Here is a 19009-nt window from a genome sequence, read left to right as displayed (position 1 = left end):
TATATTAAGATGTTTCACAGAAAGGAGAGGACAGTAATTGGAACATTTACAGGAAGAATTGTATAAACAAATAAAAGAAGAAAAAGGTACAGTTACAATTTTCTTAAAGAGTGGCGTTAGAATAGTAGGAGAAATTGTTGGAGTGGATAAATTTACAGTTTTAATCTTAGTGGATGGAAAACAACAGCTTATTTATAAGCAGGCTATATCAACAATAATGAAATAAGACACTCTTGTTGAGTGTCTTATTTCATTATTGCTTGCATGCCTCAACATCAATGCCGGCAGCAATTAACTTCTTTTCTCCATCTTGTTCAATGATTTTTTGTAATTTAGATAGGAAAGAATCAAAGTTTGTATGCTTTGCTACTTGGAATGTCATTTTATGTTCAATTGGTAGCCACGTATCAATATCAGCTTCGTTATGCTGGATTTTCACCTCAAGTTTATCGAGTGCATTAGCAACTTTTGCTTCGTACGTTTCTTTCGCTTCAAACTCCATCCATAAGTCATATAATTCCTCACCGAGAGAACCTGTTAATGTTTGTTTAATATTTAAAATAGCTTCTAGTTCATTTTTTTGTTTTTGTAGCTGTAATTCATGACTATTCATTGTATCAAATGCAGGGATATCACCAGCTTCGGCTTCGACTAGATCGTGAATAATAACCATTTTAAGTAATTTCTCAATATTTACTTTTTGATCCAAATAAGGTTCAACTAAAATGGCCATTAGAGACATGCGCCATGTATGTTCGGCAACACTTTCTTGACGTCCGTTGGAAAGCCAGCTATGTCGCATTTCATATTTTAGTTTTTCTGCTAATGCAATGATTTGTAAAATGTTGTGTTCCATCGTGATCCTCCTCACTTATTCATACCATAATTCTAATATAGAAATGAAATGTGTCAATTTCATGAGTATATTGCGATAAACAGATGATAAGCGTATAATACATGTTATATGTGAAAACGTATTATTAAAATAAAAAAATGTTATATAAAAATGGAAAGGAAAGGGCAGAAATATGGGAGAGAAAAATCAAGTATTAGCTAGACCACAAAGAAGAAAAAGGAAGTTTGATATTTCTAGCCCAGTGGGCATTATAGTAGGTTTCATTATAGTGATAGCGGCAATTATGCTTGGCGGCGGTGGAATAAAAGCTTTCAAAAACTTTTTAGATGTTTCATCTATTTTAATTGTCATAGGGGGAACAACAGCGACAATTGTTGTGGCATATCGATTTGGAGAAATAAAAAAATATACGAAAAGCATTTTTACTGTTTTACATAGAAGAGAAGAAGATTTAGAACAGTTAACGGATTTATTTGTCGATTTTTCGAAAAAGTCTAAAAAGCACGGCTTGCTTTCTTTAGAGGTAGATGGAGAGCAAGTGGATAATCCTTTTATTCAAAAAGGAATTCGATTAATGTTAAGCGGTTACGATGAAGATGAATTAAAAGAAGTGTTATTGAAAGATATTGAAACGGAAGTGTATGAGTTAAGAAAAGGAGCAGCATTATTAGATAAAATTGGTGATTTTGCTCCAGCTTGGGGCATGATAGGGACTTTAATTGGTCTTATCATTATGCTCCAAAACTTACAAGATACATCGCAAATTGGTACAGGGATGGCAGTTGCGATGTTAACGACATTATATGGGTCTGTACTTGCGAATATGATTGCAATCCCTCTTGCGGAAAAAGTATATCGTGGTATTGAAGATTTATATACAGAGAAGAAGTTTGTAATAGAAGCAATTTCAGAATTGTATCGTGGACAAATCCCTTCTAAATTAAAGTTGAAACTGGATACATACGTATACGAAACAAAGGTAAAAAAGGTAAAAGGAGCAGCCTAATATTTCAAGGAGTGGTATGATGAGTAAAGGACCGCAAAAGGGATCGCCTCGTTGGATGACGACTTTTACAGATTTAACGATGTTATTATTAACTTTCTTTGTATTACTAGTTGCTACATCAAAGCAAGATGCAGTAAAATTGTCAAAGATGCTTGAAAAGTTTAGTGATACGGGGCAAGTAGATGCAAAAGTAATGGAAAATACAATACCAGATATTTCACATGAAAAAAATGATGAAAAAATGATCTCAAAAAAGAGAATGGATGAATTATATAAGAAGTTAAAAGCGTATGTAGATAATAACGGTATTAGTCAAGTGAATGTATATCGGGAGGATACAGGGGTAAGCGTCGTTATAGTAGATAATTTAATATTTGATACAGGCGATGCAAACGTTAAGCCCGAAGCGAAAGGGATAATAAGTCAATTAGTTGGATTTTTTCAATCCGTACCTAACCCAATTGTTGTAGAGGGACATACAGATAGTAGACCTATTCATAACGAGAAATTCCCTTCTAATTGGGAGTTATCTTCAGCACGAGCGGCAAATATGATTCACCATCTAATTGAAGTGTATAATGTGGATGATAAAAGGCTAGCTGCGGTAGGATATGCAGACACAAAGCCAATTGTACCAAATGATTCACCGCAAAACTGGGAAAAAAACCGTCGCGTTGTTATTTATATAAAAGAGTAGTATATTATTATTTTAATAATAAAATAATAAAAATACGAAAATTCTTTAAAAAAAATATTAAATTTTATCATTTTATTTTGTATAATGAGTGAGAATGATAAGGTGAAATATTAAGATATATTTATACATAGAAGGAGAGAATTAAAAAGAATGGCACATAAAATTTTAGTAGTAGACGATGCGATGTTTATGCGAACGATGATTAAAAACTTATTAAAAAGTAATGCTGACTTTGAAGTTATAGGCGAAGCAGAGAATGGGGTAGAAGCGATTCAAAAGTATAAAGAACTTCAACCTGATATTGTAACATTAGATATTACTATGCCAGAAATGGACGGGCTTGAAGCATTAAAAGAAATTATTAAAATTGATTCAAGTGCAAAGGTTGTTATTTGTTCTGCAATGGGACAACAAGGTATGGTATTAGATGCAATTAAGGGCGGGGCAAAAGACTTTATTGTAAAGCCATTCCAAGCCGATCGTGTAATTGAAGCTTTAACAAAAGTAGCAAATAGTTAATATAGAAGGGGTGCCACAAGGAATCAAAACAGTGATAGCGGATCGACGTGTGGCCCCCTTTTTTCTCATTATAAAACACTAAATTGTTATACATAAATGAAATGTTTGTTAGACAGGTAGGGGATAAAAATGCAAACAGATCTATTAAATATATTTTTCGAAGAGTCAGAAGAACATTTACAGTCGCTAAATGAAAATGTGCTAGTGTTAGAGCAAAATCCTGCTGATATGGATGTTGTGGGAGAAATATTCCGCTCCGCTCATACATTCAAAGGTATGTCTGCGAGTATGGAATTTACGGAGATGGCTGATTTAACGCATAAGATGGAAAATGTGTTAGATGAAATTCGTCATGGAAATATAGTTGTAAATGCGGATATTATTGATGTGATTTTTGAGTGCATTGATAATTTGGAGAAGATGGTTGCAGATGTGCAACAAGGTGGAATGGGCAATATTGATGTAGCCTCAACTAAACAGAAATTAGAAGCGTTATTGAACGGCAATGTAGAAACTCCTACGGAACATATAGAGCAAAATCATATAGACAACGATGATGCAGTTTCGCATGAAGTGCATATAACAGTTGAACAGCAAGCGATTTTAAAAGCAGTACGTGCCATTATGTGTATTGAAGCATTGCAAAATGTAGGGAATATACAAAAAACAGCTCCGAGTATTGAAGAAATTGAAGCAGATGCTTTCGGATTTGAATTTACAGTATTTATGGATACGGATTGTAGTATAGAAGAATTGAAACAAGTAGTACTTCATGTTTCTGAAATTGAGAAAGTGGAAGTAAAGCAAGGAGAACCTATATCGAAGGAAGTAGCTTCTAAAAAAGTCGTTACACAAGAAGTTGTGCAAGTAGAAGAAAAGCTACAACCAGCTGTGGCTACGCAGGTAGAATCACCAATAGAGGCAACGAATCAACCTTCAAGTGCTATGCCAGCTAAAAGTACTACAAAAACGAAAAATGCTAAAGTGGAGAATCGTTCAATTCGTGTTCAATTAGAGAAAATCGAAAGATTAATGAATATGTTTGAAGAAAGTGTAATTGAACGTGGGCGCATTGATGAATTGGCTCAAACGATTCAAAACAAGGAGCTAATTGAACATTTAAATCGATTAGGCGATATTTCAAAAGATATTCAAAATGTACTATTAAATATGCGTATGGTGCCGATTGAAACTGTGTTCAATCGTTTCCCGCGTATGGTACGTATGTTAGCGAAAGATTTAGGGAAAAAAATCGATTTACAAATTACAGGTGAAGATACTGAAGTAGATAAAATTGTTATTGATGAAATCGGTGATCCGCTCGTTCATTTAATTCGAAATGCAATCGATCACGGTGTTGAAACTGTTGAAAAACGACGTGATGCAGGTAAAAATGAGACAGGTACGATTAAATTAGAAGCCTTTCATAGTGGAAATCATGTCGTTATTCAAATTACGGATGATGGAAACGGTATTAATAAAGGGAAAGTATTAGAAAAAGCGATTAAAAATGGCGTTGTAACTGAAGCAGATGCGAATAGATTAACAGATCGTGAAGTGTTTGATCTTATTTTCCAACCAGGATTTAGTACAGCTGAAGTTGTATCAGATCTTTCTGGACGCGGTGTCGGATTAGATGTTGTAAAACATACGATTCATAGTTTAGGTGGACATTTAATTATTGATTCTGAGGAAGGAAAGGGAAGTACATTTAGAATTGAACTTCCATTAACGTTGTCTATTATTCAATCTATGCTTGTTCAAACGAATGATAAGCGTTATGCTTTACCTCTTGGAAATATCGTTGAAGCAATTCGAATTAAGAGAGAAGACATCCAATCCTTACAAGGGAAAGATGTGTTAAATTATCGTAATCAAATTATTGAAGTGAAACATTTAAGTACTGTATTTGGTGAAAAAACAGTAGATGAGGCGTTTGCGTCATATGATGGTCAAATGGTTCCTGTGTTAATTGTTCGTAATACACATCGCAGCTATGGACTTATTGTAAACACAATTATCGGTCAAAGAGAAATAGTCTTAAAGTCATTAGGTGACTTCTTTGCAGAGAGTTCTAACTATTTCTCTGGTGCGACGATTCTCGGTGATGGACGAGTGGTCCTCATTTTAAACCCAGAAGGTTTATAATAGGAATGAAGGAAAGCTCCCCACTTGTATACAATTGGGGAGCTTTTTGGCTAATTGCTACGAATCTAATAATGGGATACATAGTAACGTTTTATACTAATGAGTTTGCTAAAATAAAATAAGAGTTTATATTATTTGATAGAAAAACAGAAATGAGGAGGCAGGGAAAATGCCTGAGCAACACACAAAAGGGGATACGAGCACGATTGTGCTAGAAAAAGAAAATGAGCATTTAACGCCTCAAGAATGCGATATTCTTGGCGAAATTGCAAATATATCATTTGGTTCAGCTTCGACTGTATTATCAACAATTTTAAATAGGCAAGTAAGCATTACTGCTCCTCGCATAGAGTTGGTAGATTTATATGATTCAAGAGATGTCGAAGTTCCACATGTTGTATTAAACATTCATTTTACAAAAGGATTGGATATGGAAAACCTTCTTGTCCTTAAGCAAGATGTTGCATTATCCATTGCTGATTTAATGATGATGGGAACAGGTGAAGTGGAGGACGGAAAAGAACTTGGCGAATTAGAGCTAAGTGCTGTACAAGAAGCGATGAATCAAATGATGGGATTCGCAGCTACATCTATGTCGGAATTCTTCCAAGATACAGTAGATATGTCTCCGCCGACGATTAAAGTTGTAAAGTTATCAGAAGAAATGGAGAAAATTTCTGAAATCGATGGGAATCATACGATTGTTAAAGTGTCGTTTGATTTAAAGATAGATAATCTTGTAAACTCTAAACTTGTACAAATTGTTTCAGTTGATCATGCGAAACAAATGGTAAATAAATTAATGCAATTATCTGGTGAAGTAGAAGAAACAGTCGAACCAGCAGAAGTAGTGGAAACTGAGATTGTAGAAGAACAAGTTGAAAAAGAGCATTTAACACAAGAAGAGAAAGATGTACTTGGTGAAATTGCAAATATTTCAATTGGTTCCGCTTCAACAGTATTGTCAACGCTTTTAAATCAGCCAGTTACAATTAGTACACCAAATGTGGAAGCAATCAATGTTCGTCATTATGATGGAGTACCAGTGCCATTTGTTATTTTAAACGTCGACTTTGTTGAAGGGCTAAAGAATGAGAATGTATTCGTATTTACGAAAGATGTCGCCTTAACAATGGTAGATTTAATGATGATGGGAACAGGGGAAGTTGATCCGGAAAAAGAGCTTACTGAATTAGAACTGAGCGGTATTAAAGAAATTATGAACCAAATGATGGGTCATGCTGCTACGGCGATGTCAGAAATGTTCCAAGAAAAAATGGACATGACGCCGCCAAATGTTAAATTTGTAACGTTAAAAGAAGAAATGGAGTATTTGGGAGAGTCAATGGAAGTGGACGAACTCGTTCAAATTACGTTCAATCTTGAAATTGGTGATCTGCTTCAATCGAAAATGTATCAAATTTTGCCAATTTCTGAAGCGAAAGAAATGGTAAGGCGACTTCTGTATCCAATGGTGGAAGAAGAAGAGATTGCCACAGAAGAAATTGAAGAAGAAAAAATTGTAGAACCAGTTGTGCAACCTATTGAATTTAAAGAAGTAAAACAAATGGAACCAGTATATATGGACACGTCCATTCTACAAAATGTAGAAATGAACGTGAAATTTGTATTTGGAAGTACAGTGAAAACGATTCAAGATATATTAAGTTTACAAGAAAATGAAGCAGTTGTGCTAGATGAGGATATTGATGAACCAATTCGTATTTATGTAAATGATGTATTAGTGGCGTATGGTGAACTTGTAAATGTAGATGGATTTTTCGGAGTAAAAGTGACGAAATCACTATAAGGCATTGAAATAGGAGTTTGAACTAGTAGATGAAAAACGTAAAGTTTTTTCTAATGAGTTGGCTATGCATACATGTATGCTTGTTCTTCCCCTTGCAAAGTCAGGCTGAGGAACAAATTGAGTCAGATCAAAAAATAAATGAAGTGAATGTACAAGAAGAAAATAAGGAATCTCAAGAATCGTCAGAGCAAGTGGAAACGAAGCAAGATGAAGAGAAACAAAAAGAAGCAGAACAACAAGAAGTAGTAAATAAACAATTGAGTGAAAGAAAGATAGAAACAGAACAGGGAATTATTACAGTAAATAAGCCGGAGCTTAAAGTTGGCGAAGAGGTGCGAATTGCTGTAGAACCAAATGGGAAAAACATTCAAAGTATGAAAGGTATATTGCAGTTACAAAAAAATGGGGAGCAATATGCGCAAGAAAGAATGTTATCTTTTGAGTATGATGAAGAAACGAAGAGCTGGGTTGCTAACTATAAAGCAGGGGATTTTGATTTGCAAGGTGATTGGAATCTTCAGCTCGTTCAAAGTTACAAAGAGAATGAGAAAGAAGAGCTCATAAAAAATGAAGTGAAAGTCCCGCTCATTCGTATTAAAAATGAAACGCCAACTATAGATAAAGAATTGCCAAAGTTACAGAAAGTTACTATTGATGAAGTAAAAGAGAACTTAGTTGAACGAAAACAGGGAGATTCTATACATATACGAGTAAAAGCGTCAGATATAGAATCGGTTGTAAAAGAAGTGCGCGTTACATTAAAAGGGAAAGAAAATAAAGAGCTTTCGTTTTTATTAGACTACAACAAGCATGATATGGATTGGCAAAAAGTATTTGAAATAACAGAAGCATTGCCGGCTGGGCCATACGAATTACTTGTAGAGATAATAGATGCAGCAGGTAATAAACTTGTTGAGGAAAGTGAATATACCATTTCTGTTTTGGTGCCAAAAAATGAAGATGATAAAAAGATAGAAGAGAAAGAAGATAAATTAGATAATAAACTAGAAAATGAATTAGAAGATAAGAAAGAAAATGAGAAGCAAGAAGATTCCAAAGTCAAAAACCCGGTTCCAGAAGAAAATTTGCCAGTTGTTCAAATTCTGAAGCGAGATGAGAAAGTAAATAAGTTTATAAAAGAACCGTTGAAAGAGAAAGAGGAATTTACTTACGTTATAAAAGAGCCGTTCGAAGACAACAAGGAAGTACATAAGGCGAAGGACCAAAAAGAGAAAAATAACAAACAAGTTGCCTCTAAAAAGAAAGAACAAAAAGAAGAACCGAAAGACAAGAAAGAAGAAAAAGGTGAACAGGGAGTGCAAGCTTCTGATGTGTTTACTATCATGTCAGGTTTATTCGTACTGTTTTTAGTTTTAAAGAGTAATAAAGAATGGGGCTAATTATTTCATAGTAGTGGAGGCGCTTAAATGGAGATTAAACGTACGACAATTGAAGATAAGGCGTTACAACCATTAAAACAGCCTGCAGCTATTTCGGAGCATGAAATCCAGAAAGAACGAAAGCGTAGCAATTTAGTGTTTACTGGACAGTCTAAAATTATTTCGAAAAATAATGAAATAGGTATTTTACTTGCAAGTTTAAGTGATGGAAAGATTATGAAGGAAATGCTTTCTAAAGAGATGGATACAGTGTTACAACTTTTTAAAAAGTTACACACGTTATCTGGAGAAGGTAAGCAAACAGAAAAAATATTTGAACAAGTAATTAGAAGCCTACAAGGGCTTGTTAAGCAGGCGCATATAAAAGAACTTCCTTTGTTAGATGGAACATATGATTTCGCTGAAGTACAACTATCATTTGGTAGAAAAGTACATATTCCGTTACTAGATGTGAGTGCACTTATCTCTAGAGTGGAAAGTGATTCTTCAGAAGGAAATATAAATTTGATGGTAACGGTTATTACTGCTTATATAACGAAATTGTCTAACGAAACAATTTTAATTAGTGTTACAGACCGCATTGCTAAAGATCGGGATGTAAGTGTATGGAGAGCGCTTGCGGAAATGAACATGACACAATTATCACAGGCATTGAAACAAACGATGCAAGAACATAAATGGTCTATGACGCTTCTTTTTCTCTTTGTATGGATTGTCGGTATTATTTTAATTCGAGTTATGTAAAAAGGTCGTCACTCCATTGTGACGACCTCTTTTATATTTTTTCGTAGAAGAATGTATCAAATCGCTGAAGATTGTAACGCTCGGGTGTTAAAATTTGTTCCGTACTACCAACAAATAGTACACCGCCTTTTCGTAAAGAACGACTAAATTTTTCGTAAAGTTTTACTCTTGCTTCTTCTGTGAAATATATCATTACATTGCGACAAATAATCAAATCATAATTTGTATCGAATGACTGCATTAAAAGGTCATGTTGTTTAAACGAGACGTTTTGTTTAATGTTTTGATGCAATGAATATAGATCATTCTCTTTTGTGAAATGACGTTCTTTCAAATCATTAGGTAATTCCTTTAACGAACGTTCTGTATATTGACCGCGTTTTGCGGTTTCTAAAATATGAAAATCAAGATCTGTTGCTTGAATTTCAAAACGAAATGGAGCAAGATGCTTCGATAAAATTAAAGAGAGTGTATACGGTTCTTCACCAGCAGCGCAAGCGGCACTCCATACCTTTAATTTTCCGCTATTTTGTTCGAGTAATTTTGGTAGTGCTTTCGACTCTAAAGTTTGCCATCGTTCTTTATTTCTAAAAAACTCTGAAACGTTAATTGTAATATAGTCAATAAAATTTAAAAATAAATTTTGATCAGCGCGTAATTTGTTTAAAAAATTAGTGTAGTTTTCGAAGCCTTTTCTCGAAATGAAAGCATCGATTCTACGGCGCATTCTATCTTGTTTATATGAAGCGATGTCCATATTGAATTGTTGTTTAAAACTCGCGATAAAATGATCATAATCTTGTTCAATTATCATATTTACAATGGGCACAATAATGATATTGTGCCTCCCCCTTTACATCATACGAATTTTTTGTTCAAAGCTTTTTTTCATTTGCTTTTCATGTAATCCTGGTAAATCATAAATGACAGCATCAATACCTGCTTCTTTTGCAACATCGACAGGGATGACAGATGTATGTTTGTCCCCATTATAAAAACAGAGAACTAAATCAGTGTCTTCAATAATTTGTTTAACAAAAAACATATAATCTGATCGGTAAATGGAGTCAGAAGGATGATCAAAAGCAACATATTCGGCTCCGTGTTTTTTTAAGTAATCAACGACTTCTTGAAATTCATCTGTAATTGCTTGCAATGGTTGCAGCGTGTAAAGGCATAAATTTTGAGCGAGTCTTTCATTCTCAACGAAAAAACGAAGAACCTCATTTTCAATAGATTTATAACATAATATGTAAATTTTATGTTTGTGAGCATAGTCAGTTAAAAATTTTTTAATTTCTTCTTGATCTAATGCTGTTAATTGATTTGAACCACAAAGGAAAATATTCATAGAATTGTGCCACCTCATGCTAAATTGTAACATATCTTTTATAAAAAATAACTGCAAAATATTACTGTTCAGAGTATAATTATAAATAACTGGATTTTACGATTAAGTTTAGGAAGAAATAAAAAAATAAATAGGTGATATATATGCTACGTTCTATCTCGCATAATCCAATTTTATCGCATATACCGCCTGCTACTCAAATGCCGAAAGAAGCAAATGTCAGGACAGGACTTGCATTTTCGGATAATTTGCATGCAGATCCGAAAAAAGATAAATTACTAGAACAAATGGAAGCGTTTGTCGATAATATTGGAGAAATTAAAGAGAAAATTGAAATGGAATTAACGCTTGATAATGTAATGGAATACAAAAATACAGTAAAATCATTTTTGAATTTTTACGTTGATAATGTATTGCAGTATAAAGATGTCATGTCTCGTCACCCGCGTTACGGATATTCACAGAAAATGACGATTGTGAAACAGGCAGAAATGGGATTGAATGAATTAGAAGATGTTATGAATTTAATTAATACGAAAACAGGACATTTAGAAATGTTAAATCAAATTGGAGAAATCCATGGCTTAATTGTAAATTTAGTCTTGTAAAAGGAAGGAAGCTATATGTACATACAAATATATGAAAAGCTTGTTATTATACAAAAAGCGTATGAAAATATTCAAGCGCTTGGAGAGCAAATATATGAGAATTTAAAAAATAAAAATGTAAATGCAGTTCAAAAGTTACAAGTAGAGCAATTGCAGTACATTGATGGTTTAAAAGGGTTATCAAGCTCATTTGAAGAAATGGTTGTTCAGTTCTGTAAAGAACAAGGAGTTGAATCGTTTCGTGTAAGTGCGTTATTTTCGTATTTTTCTCAAGAAGAAATTGAAAAAATGAAAGAATTACAAAAAAACGTAACTGAATTAGAAGAGAATGTAAAAATGATTCTTTTGAAAAATCAATATTACTTAAACGTACTATTAAAAACTACAGAAAGTATTGTGGATTCTGTTTCTGAATATAATTTAGAGCGAAACAATAATTCGCAAATCTTTATGAACGAACTATTGTAAAGGAGAAGTGAAGCTTTATGAGATTATCTGATTATAATACACCGCTATCGGGCATGTTAGCGGCTCAAATGGGGTTACAAACAACGAAACAAAACTTGTCTAATATTCATACACCGGGTTATGTGCGTCAAATGGTGAATTACGGATCTGTTGGAGCAAGCAATGGTCATACGCCAGAACAGAGAATTGGTTACGGTGTACAAACGCTAGGTGTTGACCGTATTACTGATGAGGTAAAGACGAAGCAGTTTAATGATCAATTATCTCAACTCTCTTACTATAACTACATGAATTCGACTTTATCACGTGTAGAGTCTATGGTTGGAACGACAGGAAAGAATTCATTATCTAGTTTAATGGACGGTTTCTTTAATGCCTTTCGTGAAGTAGCAAAAAATCCAGAACAACCAAACTACTACGATACATTAATTTCTGAAACTGGGAAGTTCACAAGTCAAGTGAATCGTCTTGCGAAAAACTTAGATACAGTGGAAGCACAGACAGCAGAAGATATTGAGGCGCATGTTAATGAATTTAATCGTCTTGCTGCTAGTTTAGCAGAAGCGAATCATAAAATTGGACAAGCAGGTACACAAGTACCGAATCAACTTCTAGACGAAAGAGATCGCATCGTTACAGAGATGTCTAAGTATGCAAACATCGAAGTATCTTATGAATCTATGAATCCTAATATCGCGAGTGTTAGAATGAATGGTATTTTAACAGTAAATGGACAAGATACATATCCACTTCAATTAAATAAAGAAAAAGACCCAATGTCAGTTGAGATTTACGGTTCAGAAATCTCTGTAACTAGCGGGGCGATAAAATCAGCGATTGATACGAAAGCGAAGATTGTTGATTATAAAAAAAATCTCGAAGACTTAATGAGTTCAATGAAAAATCAAGTGAATACAGTGATGGGAAAAGATTTCTTCGTTGGAGATTATGCGAAAGAGATGAAGTTAAATCCAGAATTCCAAAAAGATGTTTCGAAAATGAAAATGTCTGCTGAAACAGCAAATAAACTAGCAGCAGTTACAGATGACGATTATAAAGAAGGTCTTTCTTATAAACAAGCATTAGACCAATTTATAGTTCGTGTTGCATCTGATAAAAGTGCAGTAAATGGTTATCAAAAAATTCATGGCGACTTACTAGAAGGTATTCAACAAGAAAAAATGAGCGTTGAAGGTGTAAATATGGAAGAGGAAATGGTAAATTTAATGGCCTTCCAAAAATATTTCGTCGCAAACTCTAAAGCTATTACTACGATGAATGAAGTGTTTGATAGTCTATTTTCGATTATTCGATAAGTGATAATAATTGATTGGAAATATATAAGGAGGAGATAGAAATGAGAGTATCTACATTTCAAAATGCAAACTGGGCAAAGAATCAGTTAATGGATTTGAATGTGCAACAACAATACCATAGAAATCAAGTAACTTCAGGGAAGAAAAATCTTCTTATGAGTGAAGATCCACTTGCAGCGAGTAAATCATTTGCGATTCAACATTCATTGGCGAATATTGAACAAATGCAAAAAGATTTAGCTGACTCAAAAAATGTATTAACACAAACTGAGAATACTTTACAAGGTATTTTTAAATCTTTAACGAGAGCAGATCAATTAACGGTACAGGCATTAAATGAGCCAAATGGTGAAAAAGAATTGAAAGCCATCGGTGCAGAGATTGATCAAATTTTAAAACAAGTTGTATATTTAGCGAATACGAAAGAGCAAGGTCGTTATATTTTCGGTGGTGATAGTGCAGAAAAGTCACCATTTACAGAAGATGGTACGTACCAGGGCGGAAAAAATGATGTGAACTGGCAACTAAATGATGGTTATGAATTAAAAGCATTCCGTAATGGAGAAGCATTGTTATCCCCGGTAATAAAAACGTTAAAACAGATGAGCGAAGCGATGCAAAAAGGTGACCAAAAAGCGTTACAACCGTTATTAGGAGAAAACAAGAAAAACTTAGATGGCATCATTAACCGTACGACTGAAGTTGGTTCAACAATGAACACAATGGAGACGTTTAAAACAATTTTAAGTGAGCAAAACTTAGCACTTCAAGAAAACCGTAAAGAAATTGAGGATGTTGATTTAGCGGTCGCAATTTCTGACTTGGCATATATAAATGCAACATATGAAGCGACGCTTAAAGCGGTTAGTACGATGAGTAAAACGAGTATTTTAGACTACATGTAATCTATAAGGAGTGAGAAAAATGGCAGGAACAACGATGACAGGTATTGGTGGTAGACAACAAATTTGGAACCTCGGAAATAATATGATCGATACTTCTAACTTCGTCGAATTAGAAATGAATGCTTTAGATATGAGGAAAACACCATATACGAAAGAAAAGAATGACCTTACAAATGATAAACTACTATATACAAGTTTAAAATCAGAATTTAGTTCTTTTACACAAACTTTTAAAAACTTAGCGGCTTTTAAAGGGAATGAGAAAAAGGTAACAACATCACAAGACGGTTATATTAATGTAAAAGCAGATGGTGGTGCGATTGCTGGTACTTTTAATATGACAATTACACAGCTTGCACAGCGTCATCAAATAGCTTCAAATGAAATTAAAGATATAAATGCAAAGCTTCCTAAAGATGAAACATTAAAACTAGGTGGTAAAGAACTAAAAGTAACAACTGATATGACATATAAAGATTTAATTAATAAGATTAATGATGGAGATTATGGCGTATCAGCTTATACACTTGGAAATAAAATTTTCATGACCTCGAAAAAAGAGGGAACAGATGGACAGATTAAGTTTGAGGCGAGCACATCTACACTATTTCAAGATATGGGTTTAGCTAAGGCGGATGGCACAGCGCTCAATACAATCAATGAAGCACAAAATGCTATGTATACTATTAATGGTATCAAAGGGGAAGGTTCTACTAATACAATTGAAGCTCTTCCTGGTGTGAAAATTGAGTTGTTAAAGGTAACTGAGCCGAAAGTAGAAGGAGCGCCAGATGCTGGTGCAACAACAGATCCAAAAGCAAAAGGTATAGATCTAAAGTTTACAGTAAATGACTCAAACGTAACAGACGCATCGAATGTTATTAAAAAAATGGTAGCTGATTATAATAAAGCTGTTTCTACAGTAGATATCTTTGCTGGAAAAGGTGGAGCTTTCCAAGGTCAAGCTATTATGCAAAGTGTGCGTCAGGCAATGAACAATGTCGTAACATTTTCTCAAGATGGTAATTATTTATTCACATTTGGTATTCAATTAAAGCAAGATGGAACGATGGAAGTTGATGACGAAAAGTTAACGAAAGCATTAAAAGAGAAGCCAGATGCAGCGAAGCAATTTTTCTTTAGTTCTAACGGTTTAGGAAAAATGATGGAAGAACCGCTTGATAAACTATTTGGTGATAAAGGTGTAGTCGGCGAGAGAGTTAAAAACATTGATTCACGTGTAAGTGATTTAGATAAAAAGATTAAAGATATTGAGACGCAAAACTTGCAAAAACAAGATGAAATTGTGAAGAAGTATCAAAAGCTAGAGAGTACATTAGCAGCGCTTGATAGCCAACTAAAAACAATTAAAGCAATGACAAAACAAAAAAGTGATGATTAATGAAAGTTGAGGAAGTGATCGTATGCAAGCATGGCAACGTTATATGCAAAATGATATTATGACGAGTAATCCGATTAAAAATACAATTTTTATTTATGAAAGATGTATTGTAGAGTTTCGTAATTTAGAAGAACTTTTACATACTTTTAAACTACAAGAAGGGGACGCACTTCTTGAAAAATTAGAACGTATTTTTGAAGAGCTAAAGCTTCAATTAAATCCTGAAATTACGAAAGATTTATATGATAGTCTCTATGGTTTATATGATTGGATTAGCATTCAAATTCAAATGATGAAAGTAACGCGTGAAGCGAAAGATATTGATGCAATTGTGAAAGTGTTACAAGATTTAATAGACGGTTACCGCGGAGCACTTGAAAATGAACAATGATATTTATCGGACGTTTGTCAGCTGTTTTAATGAAATCGGTGAATTGCAAGTGTCAGACAGAGAGTTTGCTGAGAAGAGTGAGATGTTAAATCGCTGGATGATGACATTGGATGAAGAAACGCGTGCGCAAGTTGCAGCAGAAGTAAGCCCGTTCATTATTAAGGCAGCTCAGCATATTCGGGATAGGCAAAAGATTTTGGAAGAAATGATTATGACAAATGATGGGCGAATGAAGGCTAATTCATTTTACGGTAAATATTAATAATAACGTTTGGAAACAGATTCCCCTTTTAAAAGGGGGTCTATTCCTTCGTTTACATAAAGAACGCCGCTGATTGAGGTTTCATTTTATGACTGTGATGAAAAAATAATAGTAATCTAAATAATAGAAAAATGGACTTTAGTTTGTAGTTTATATATTGAAATGTTCTATAGATTACTATGTGTATACAGTTTTTTGCATTCTTTTTTATATTTTTGTATTTTTCTAAAGACAACAATGAAAAAATGGAATAAAATATGTAAGGGTACATAATAGTAAATATTTTAATAAACGCATATAAGAAAATAAATAATGAAGTGAAACTTCTATCAGTGGATCATTACGTTAGAAAAGGAAGGGTGTGGAATATGCCAGATTTAGTGAGTGATGTAAGCCATTATATGAATTATTTAGTGACGAAACGAAATACTGTTTCTAGTAATATTGCAAATGCGAATACACCTGGCTATAAAGCACAAGATGTAACATTTGCTGAGCAGATGAATAAAAGTAGTGCCTTATATAAAAATAATGCGGCTGATTTAAAGAGCAATCCAGATTTATATCAAACGAATGAAATGCACTTACCGACAGTAAATACGAAAAATACATATGCAAAGATTCAAACAAAATCAATGCAAACGAATAAAGACGGAAATAGTGTGGATGTAACGACAGAAATGCTAGATTTAATGAAAGCAAATCAGTTATACGGTATTTCAATTAACGCAATTAATACACAATATGCAATTAACCAAGCGGCACGCGGACGTTAAAAGTAGAAGGAGAGACAACGGATGTTTCAGGCAATTAATGCAAGTGGCTCAGGGCTAACGACAGCGAGAAAGTGGATGGAAGTTACTTCTAACAATATTGTAAATGCAAATACGACGGCGGCTCCGGGGGCAGATTTATATGAGCGTCGTAGTGTGGTGTTAGAATCAAACAATAGTTTTGCAAGTATGTTAGATGGGGCTCCTACTAATGGAGTAAAAATAAAAAGTATTGAAGCAGACAAAACGGAAAATTTAGTGTATGATCCGACGCATCCGCACGCAAATGAAGAAGGATATGTACGTTATCCAAATATTGATGTAACTGCTGAAATGACGAATGTAATGGTTGCTCAAAAAATGTATGAAGCGAATACGAGTGTATTAAATGCGAATAAAAAAATGCTTGATAAAGATTTAGAAATCGGCCGAGGATAAGGGGGAAAATCGTAATATGAAAATTCAACCAATGTTACATACACAACCATTTGGAGCAATTCAGTCAATTGGTGCACCGAAAACTTCTGAAACATCTGTAGCTCCGGGGAAAAAGTTTATTGATTTATTGGAAGATATGAATCAAACGCAAAACAATGCGCAAACAGCAGTATATGATTTACTAACTAAAGGGGTAGGAGAAACACATGACGTTTTAATTCAGCAAAAGAAAGCTGAGTCTCAAATGAAAACAGCTGCTCTCGTACGTGATAATCTTATTGAAAATTATAAGTCACTAATTAATATGCAAATTTAGGAAAGTGGACGGGTGTGTTTAAATGGAAAAGATGAAAAATGTTATCAAATCGTTAAAAACGTGGCATAAGTTAGTAATTGGTGCTGCGCTTTTAGCGATTGTAACAGGAGCACTTTTATACTTCACCTTGCCAGATAAATATGTTGTTGTATATCAAAATTTAAATGATACAGATAAACAAGAGATTACAGCAGAATTATCGAAGTTAGGTGTCGATTATCAATTAGCGGCCGATGGTTCAATTCGTGTGCAAAAGAATGATGCTCCATGGGTTCGAAAAGAAATGAATGGGATGGGCTTACCGTTTAATTCGAAAAGCGGTGAAGAAATTTTATTAGAAAGCTCGCTCGGTTCAAGTGAACAAGATAAAAAAATGAAGCAAATTGTTGGTACGAAGAAGCAATTGGAGCAAGATATTGTAAGAAACTTTGCGACAGTTGAAACGGCAAATGTTCAAATTACATTGCCTGAAAAAGAGACAATTTTTGATGAAGAAAAAGCAAAAGGAACAGCGGCGATTACGGTTGGAGTGAAACGTGGACAATTGTTAACAGCTGATCAAGTTGCAGGTATACAGCAAATGATTAGTGCAGCGGTTCCTGGTGTGAAAGCAGAAGAAGTAAGTGTTATTGATAGTAAAAAAGGTGTTATCTCAAAAGGAGCAGATGAAGCACATTCTAGTAGTTCCTCTTCTTATGAGAAAGAAGTAGAGATGCAGCACCAACTTGAAGGTAAATTAAAGCAAGATATTGATGCAACGTTAATGACGATGTTTAAACCGAATGAATATAAAGTGAATACGAAAGTATCTGTAAACTACGATGAAGTTACACGTCAGTCAGAGAAATATGGTGATAAAGGTGTACTTCGTAGTAAACAAGAGCAAGAGGAAAGCTCTACTGCGCAAGAAGGGGCAGATACGAAGCAAGGTGCTGGTATTACAGCGAACGGTGAAGTGCCAAACTACGGTACGAACAATAATCAAAATGGTAAAGTTGTCTATGATAATAAAAATGGTAACAAAATCGAAAACTATGAAATAGATAAAACAGTTGAAACAATTAAGAAACACCCAGAATTAACGAAAACAAATGTTGTTGTATGGGTAGATAATGATACGTTAGTAAAACGTAGAATTGATATGACAACTTTTAAAGAAGCAATAGGAACAGCGGCAGGACTTCAAGCTGATCCGAACGGTAACTTTATAAATGGTCAAGTTAACGTTGTAACTGTTCAGTTCGATCAGCCGAAAGCTGAAAAAGAGAAAGAGCCAGAAAAAAGTGGTATGAACTGGTGGTTATTCGGTGGAATTACAGCTGGCTTATTAGCAATCGGTGGTCTAGTATGGTTCTTATTAGCAAGACGTAAGAGAAAGAAAGAAGAAGAGGAATATGAAGAATACTTAGCAGAAGAGGAAGTGGCTGCAAGTAATGAAAGTATCTTGGAAATTCCTGAAGAAAAAATAGAGCCAAAACCTGAACCAGAAGAACCGAAAGAACCAACGTTAGATGAACAAGTGCAGGATGCTACGAAAGAACATGTAGAAGGTACTGCAAAAGTAATTAAAAAATGGTTAAACGGACAGTAAGGGAGGAA

Annotated in this window: 22 protein-coding genes; 19 read left to right on the top strand and 3 right to left on the bottom strand. The window is 34.2% G+C overall.

The genetic code is table 11. The features are described from left to right. The first annotated feature begins 37 nt into the window (after positions 1-37). Positions 38-226: an RNA chaperone Hfq gene (gene hfq / locus ACTFSL_RS01065; RefSeq protein ID WP_025688342.1), complete on the top strand. Its 189-nt coding sequence runs from the start codon at positions 38-40 to the stop codon at positions 224-226. Between the two features lie 27 nt (positions 227-253). Here the strand turns inward: hfq and ACTFSL_RS01060 are convergent, their stop codons facing one another. Further along, complete coding sequence (locus tag ACTFSL_RS01060; protein WP_119683169.1) at positions 254-856, bottom strand: HD domain-containing protein; 603 nt, start codon at positions 854-856, stop codon at positions 254-256. Between the two features lie 172 nt (positions 857-1028). Between ACTFSL_RS01060 and ACTFSL_RS01055 the strand changes: the two genes are divergently transcribed. The 7 genes from ACTFSL_RS01055 to ACTFSL_RS01025 all read left to right on the top strand — a co-directional run bounded on the left by ACTFSL_RS01055 (position 1029) and on the right by ACTFSL_RS01025 (position 9180). After that, positions 1029-1862 (top strand): flagellar motor protein MotP, encoded by an 834-nt coding sequence (locus ACTFSL_RS01055; RefSeq protein ID WP_000504191.1) that lies wholly within the window; start codon positions 1029-1031, stop codon positions 1860-1862. 19 nt (positions 1863-1881) lie between these two features. Then, positions 1882-2559 (top strand): OmpA family protein, encoded by a 678-nt coding sequence (locus ACTFSL_RS01050; protein WP_000033627.1) that lies wholly within the window; start codon positions 1882-1884, stop codon positions 2557-2559. A 150-nt stretch (positions 2560-2709) separates the two neighbouring features. Beyond that, the gene (locus tag ACTFSL_RS01045; protein ID WP_000940565.1) at positions 2710-3078 is read left to right on the top strand and encodes a response regulator; all 369 of its coding nucleotides are present in this window, start codon (positions 2710-2712) and stop codon (positions 3076-3078) included. Between the two features lie 129 nt (positions 3079-3207). Next, positions 3208-5226 carry a chemotaxis protein CheA gene (locus tag ACTFSL_RS01040; protein ID WP_001192608.1) on the top strand — a complete coding sequence of 673 codons (2019 nt, stop codon included), beginning with the start codon at positions 3208-3210 and terminating at the stop codon, positions 5224-5226. A 169-nt stretch (positions 5227-5395) separates the two neighbouring features. Next, positions 5396-7036 carry a flagellar motor switch protein gene (locus ACTFSL_RS01035; RefSeq protein ID WP_001115002.1) on the top strand — a complete coding sequence of 547 codons (1641 nt, stop codon included), beginning with the start codon at positions 5396-5398 and terminating at the stop codon, positions 7034-7036. 29 nt (positions 7037-7065) lie between these two features. Beyond that, the gene (locus ACTFSL_RS01030) at positions 7066-8436 is read left to right on the top strand and encodes a transglycosylase (RefSeq protein ID WP_119683170.1); all 1371 of its coding nucleotides are present in this window, start codon (positions 7066-7068) and stop codon (positions 8434-8436) included. Positions 8437-8463: 27 nt separating this feature from the next. Next, entirely contained in the window at positions 8464-9180 is a 717-nt protein-coding gene (locus ACTFSL_RS01025) for a hypothetical protein (protein ID WP_000403951.1), read from the top strand. 31 nt (positions 9181-9211) lie between these two features. On the opposite strand, the gene cheR is transcribed toward ACTFSL_RS01025, so the two are convergent. After that, positions 9212-9994, bottom strand: coding sequence for a protein-glutamate O-methyltransferase CheR (cheR, locus tag ACTFSL_RS01020; RefSeq protein WP_000582876.1), 783 nt, complete (start codon positions 9992-9994; stop codon positions 9212-9214). A 39-nt stretch (positions 9995-10033) separates the two neighbouring features. Beyond that, complete coding sequence (locus ACTFSL_RS01015) at positions 10034-10531, bottom strand: flagellar motor switch protein FliG (protein WP_001020110.1); 498 nt, start codon at positions 10529-10531, stop codon at positions 10034-10036. A gap of 143 nt (positions 10532-10674) precedes the next feature. Between ACTFSL_RS01015 and ACTFSL_RS01010 the strand changes: the two genes are divergently transcribed. From ACTFSL_RS01010 to fliF, 11 genes are all read left to right on the top strand, one after another. Next, positions 10675-11139 (top strand): YaaR family protein, encoded by a 465-nt coding sequence (locus ACTFSL_RS01010; protein ID WP_000946323.1) that lies wholly within the window; start codon positions 10675-10677, stop codon positions 11137-11139. Positions 11140-11154: 15 nt separating this feature from the next. Beyond that, positions 11155-11607: a hypothetical protein gene (locus tag ACTFSL_RS01005; RefSeq protein ID WP_119683171.1), complete on the top strand. Its 453-nt coding sequence runs from the start codon at positions 11155-11157 to the stop codon at positions 11605-11607. A gap of 17 nt (positions 11608-11624) precedes the next feature. After that, on the top strand, positions 11625-12923 hold the full coding sequence (gene flgK / locus ACTFSL_RS01000) for a flagellar hook-associated protein FlgK (protein WP_001239711.1): 1299 nt from the start codon (positions 11625-11627) through the stop codon (positions 12921-12923). Between the two features lie 41 nt (positions 12924-12964). Next, complete coding sequence (locus tag ACTFSL_RS00995; RefSeq protein WP_001266403.1) at positions 12965-13828, top strand: flagellar hook-associated protein 3; 864 nt, start codon at positions 12965-12967, stop codon at positions 13826-13828. Between the two features lie 19 nt (positions 13829-13847). Further along, the gene (locus tag ACTFSL_RS00990; RefSeq protein WP_046392539.1) at positions 13848-15230 is read left to right on the top strand and encodes a flagellar hook-associated protein 2; all 1383 of its coding nucleotides are present in this window, start codon (positions 13848-13850) and stop codon (positions 15228-15230) included. A 22-nt stretch (positions 15231-15252) separates the two neighbouring features. Beyond that, on the top strand, positions 15253-15621 hold the full coding sequence (locus ACTFSL_RS00985; protein ID WP_016082182.1) for a flagellar export chaperone FliS: 369 nt from the start codon (positions 15253-15255) through the stop codon (positions 15619-15621). Further along, entirely contained in the window at positions 15611-15883 is a 273-nt protein-coding gene (locus tag ACTFSL_RS00980) for a hypothetical protein (RefSeq protein WP_016124342.1), read from the top strand. The genes ACTFSL_RS00985 and ACTFSL_RS00980 overlap by 11 nt, the downstream gene beginning before the upstream one ends. A gap of 317 nt (positions 15884-16200) precedes the next feature. After that, the gene (gene flgB / locus ACTFSL_RS00975) at positions 16201-16659 is read left to right on the top strand and encodes a flagellar basal body rod protein FlgB (protein ID WP_370445031.1); all 459 of its coding nucleotides are present in this window, start codon (positions 16201-16203) and stop codon (positions 16657-16659) included. Between the two features lie 21 nt (positions 16660-16680). Beyond that, positions 16681-17094, top strand: a complete 414-nt coding sequence (gene flgC, locus ACTFSL_RS00970) for a flagellar basal body rod protein FlgC (RefSeq protein ID WP_000484680.1) — start codon at positions 16681-16683, stop codon at positions 17092-17094. A gap of 16 nt (positions 17095-17110) precedes the next feature. Continuing rightward, positions 17111-17410: a flagellar hook-basal body complex protein FliE gene (gene fliE, locus ACTFSL_RS00965; protein ID WP_000701668.1), complete on the top strand. Its 300-nt coding sequence runs from the start codon at positions 17111-17113 to the stop codon at positions 17408-17410. A gap of 22 nt (positions 17411-17432) precedes the next feature. Next, on the top strand, positions 17433-19001 hold the full coding sequence (gene fliF, locus ACTFSL_RS00960; RefSeq protein ID WP_119683172.1) for a flagellar basal-body MS-ring/collar protein FliF: 1569 nt from the start codon (positions 17433-17435) through the stop codon (positions 18999-19001). Positions 19002-19009 lie beyond the last annotated feature (8 nt).

The organism is Bacillus cereus group sp. MYBK108-1, assembly GCF_051917185.1.
In the GTDB taxonomy this organism is placed as follows: Bacteria; Bacillota; Bacilli; order Bacillales; family Bacillaceae_G; genus Bacillus_A; species Bacillus_A cereus.
The sequence above is the reverse complement of the archived record's forward strand: the minus strand, read 5'-3'. Positions and strand labels throughout refer to the sequence as shown.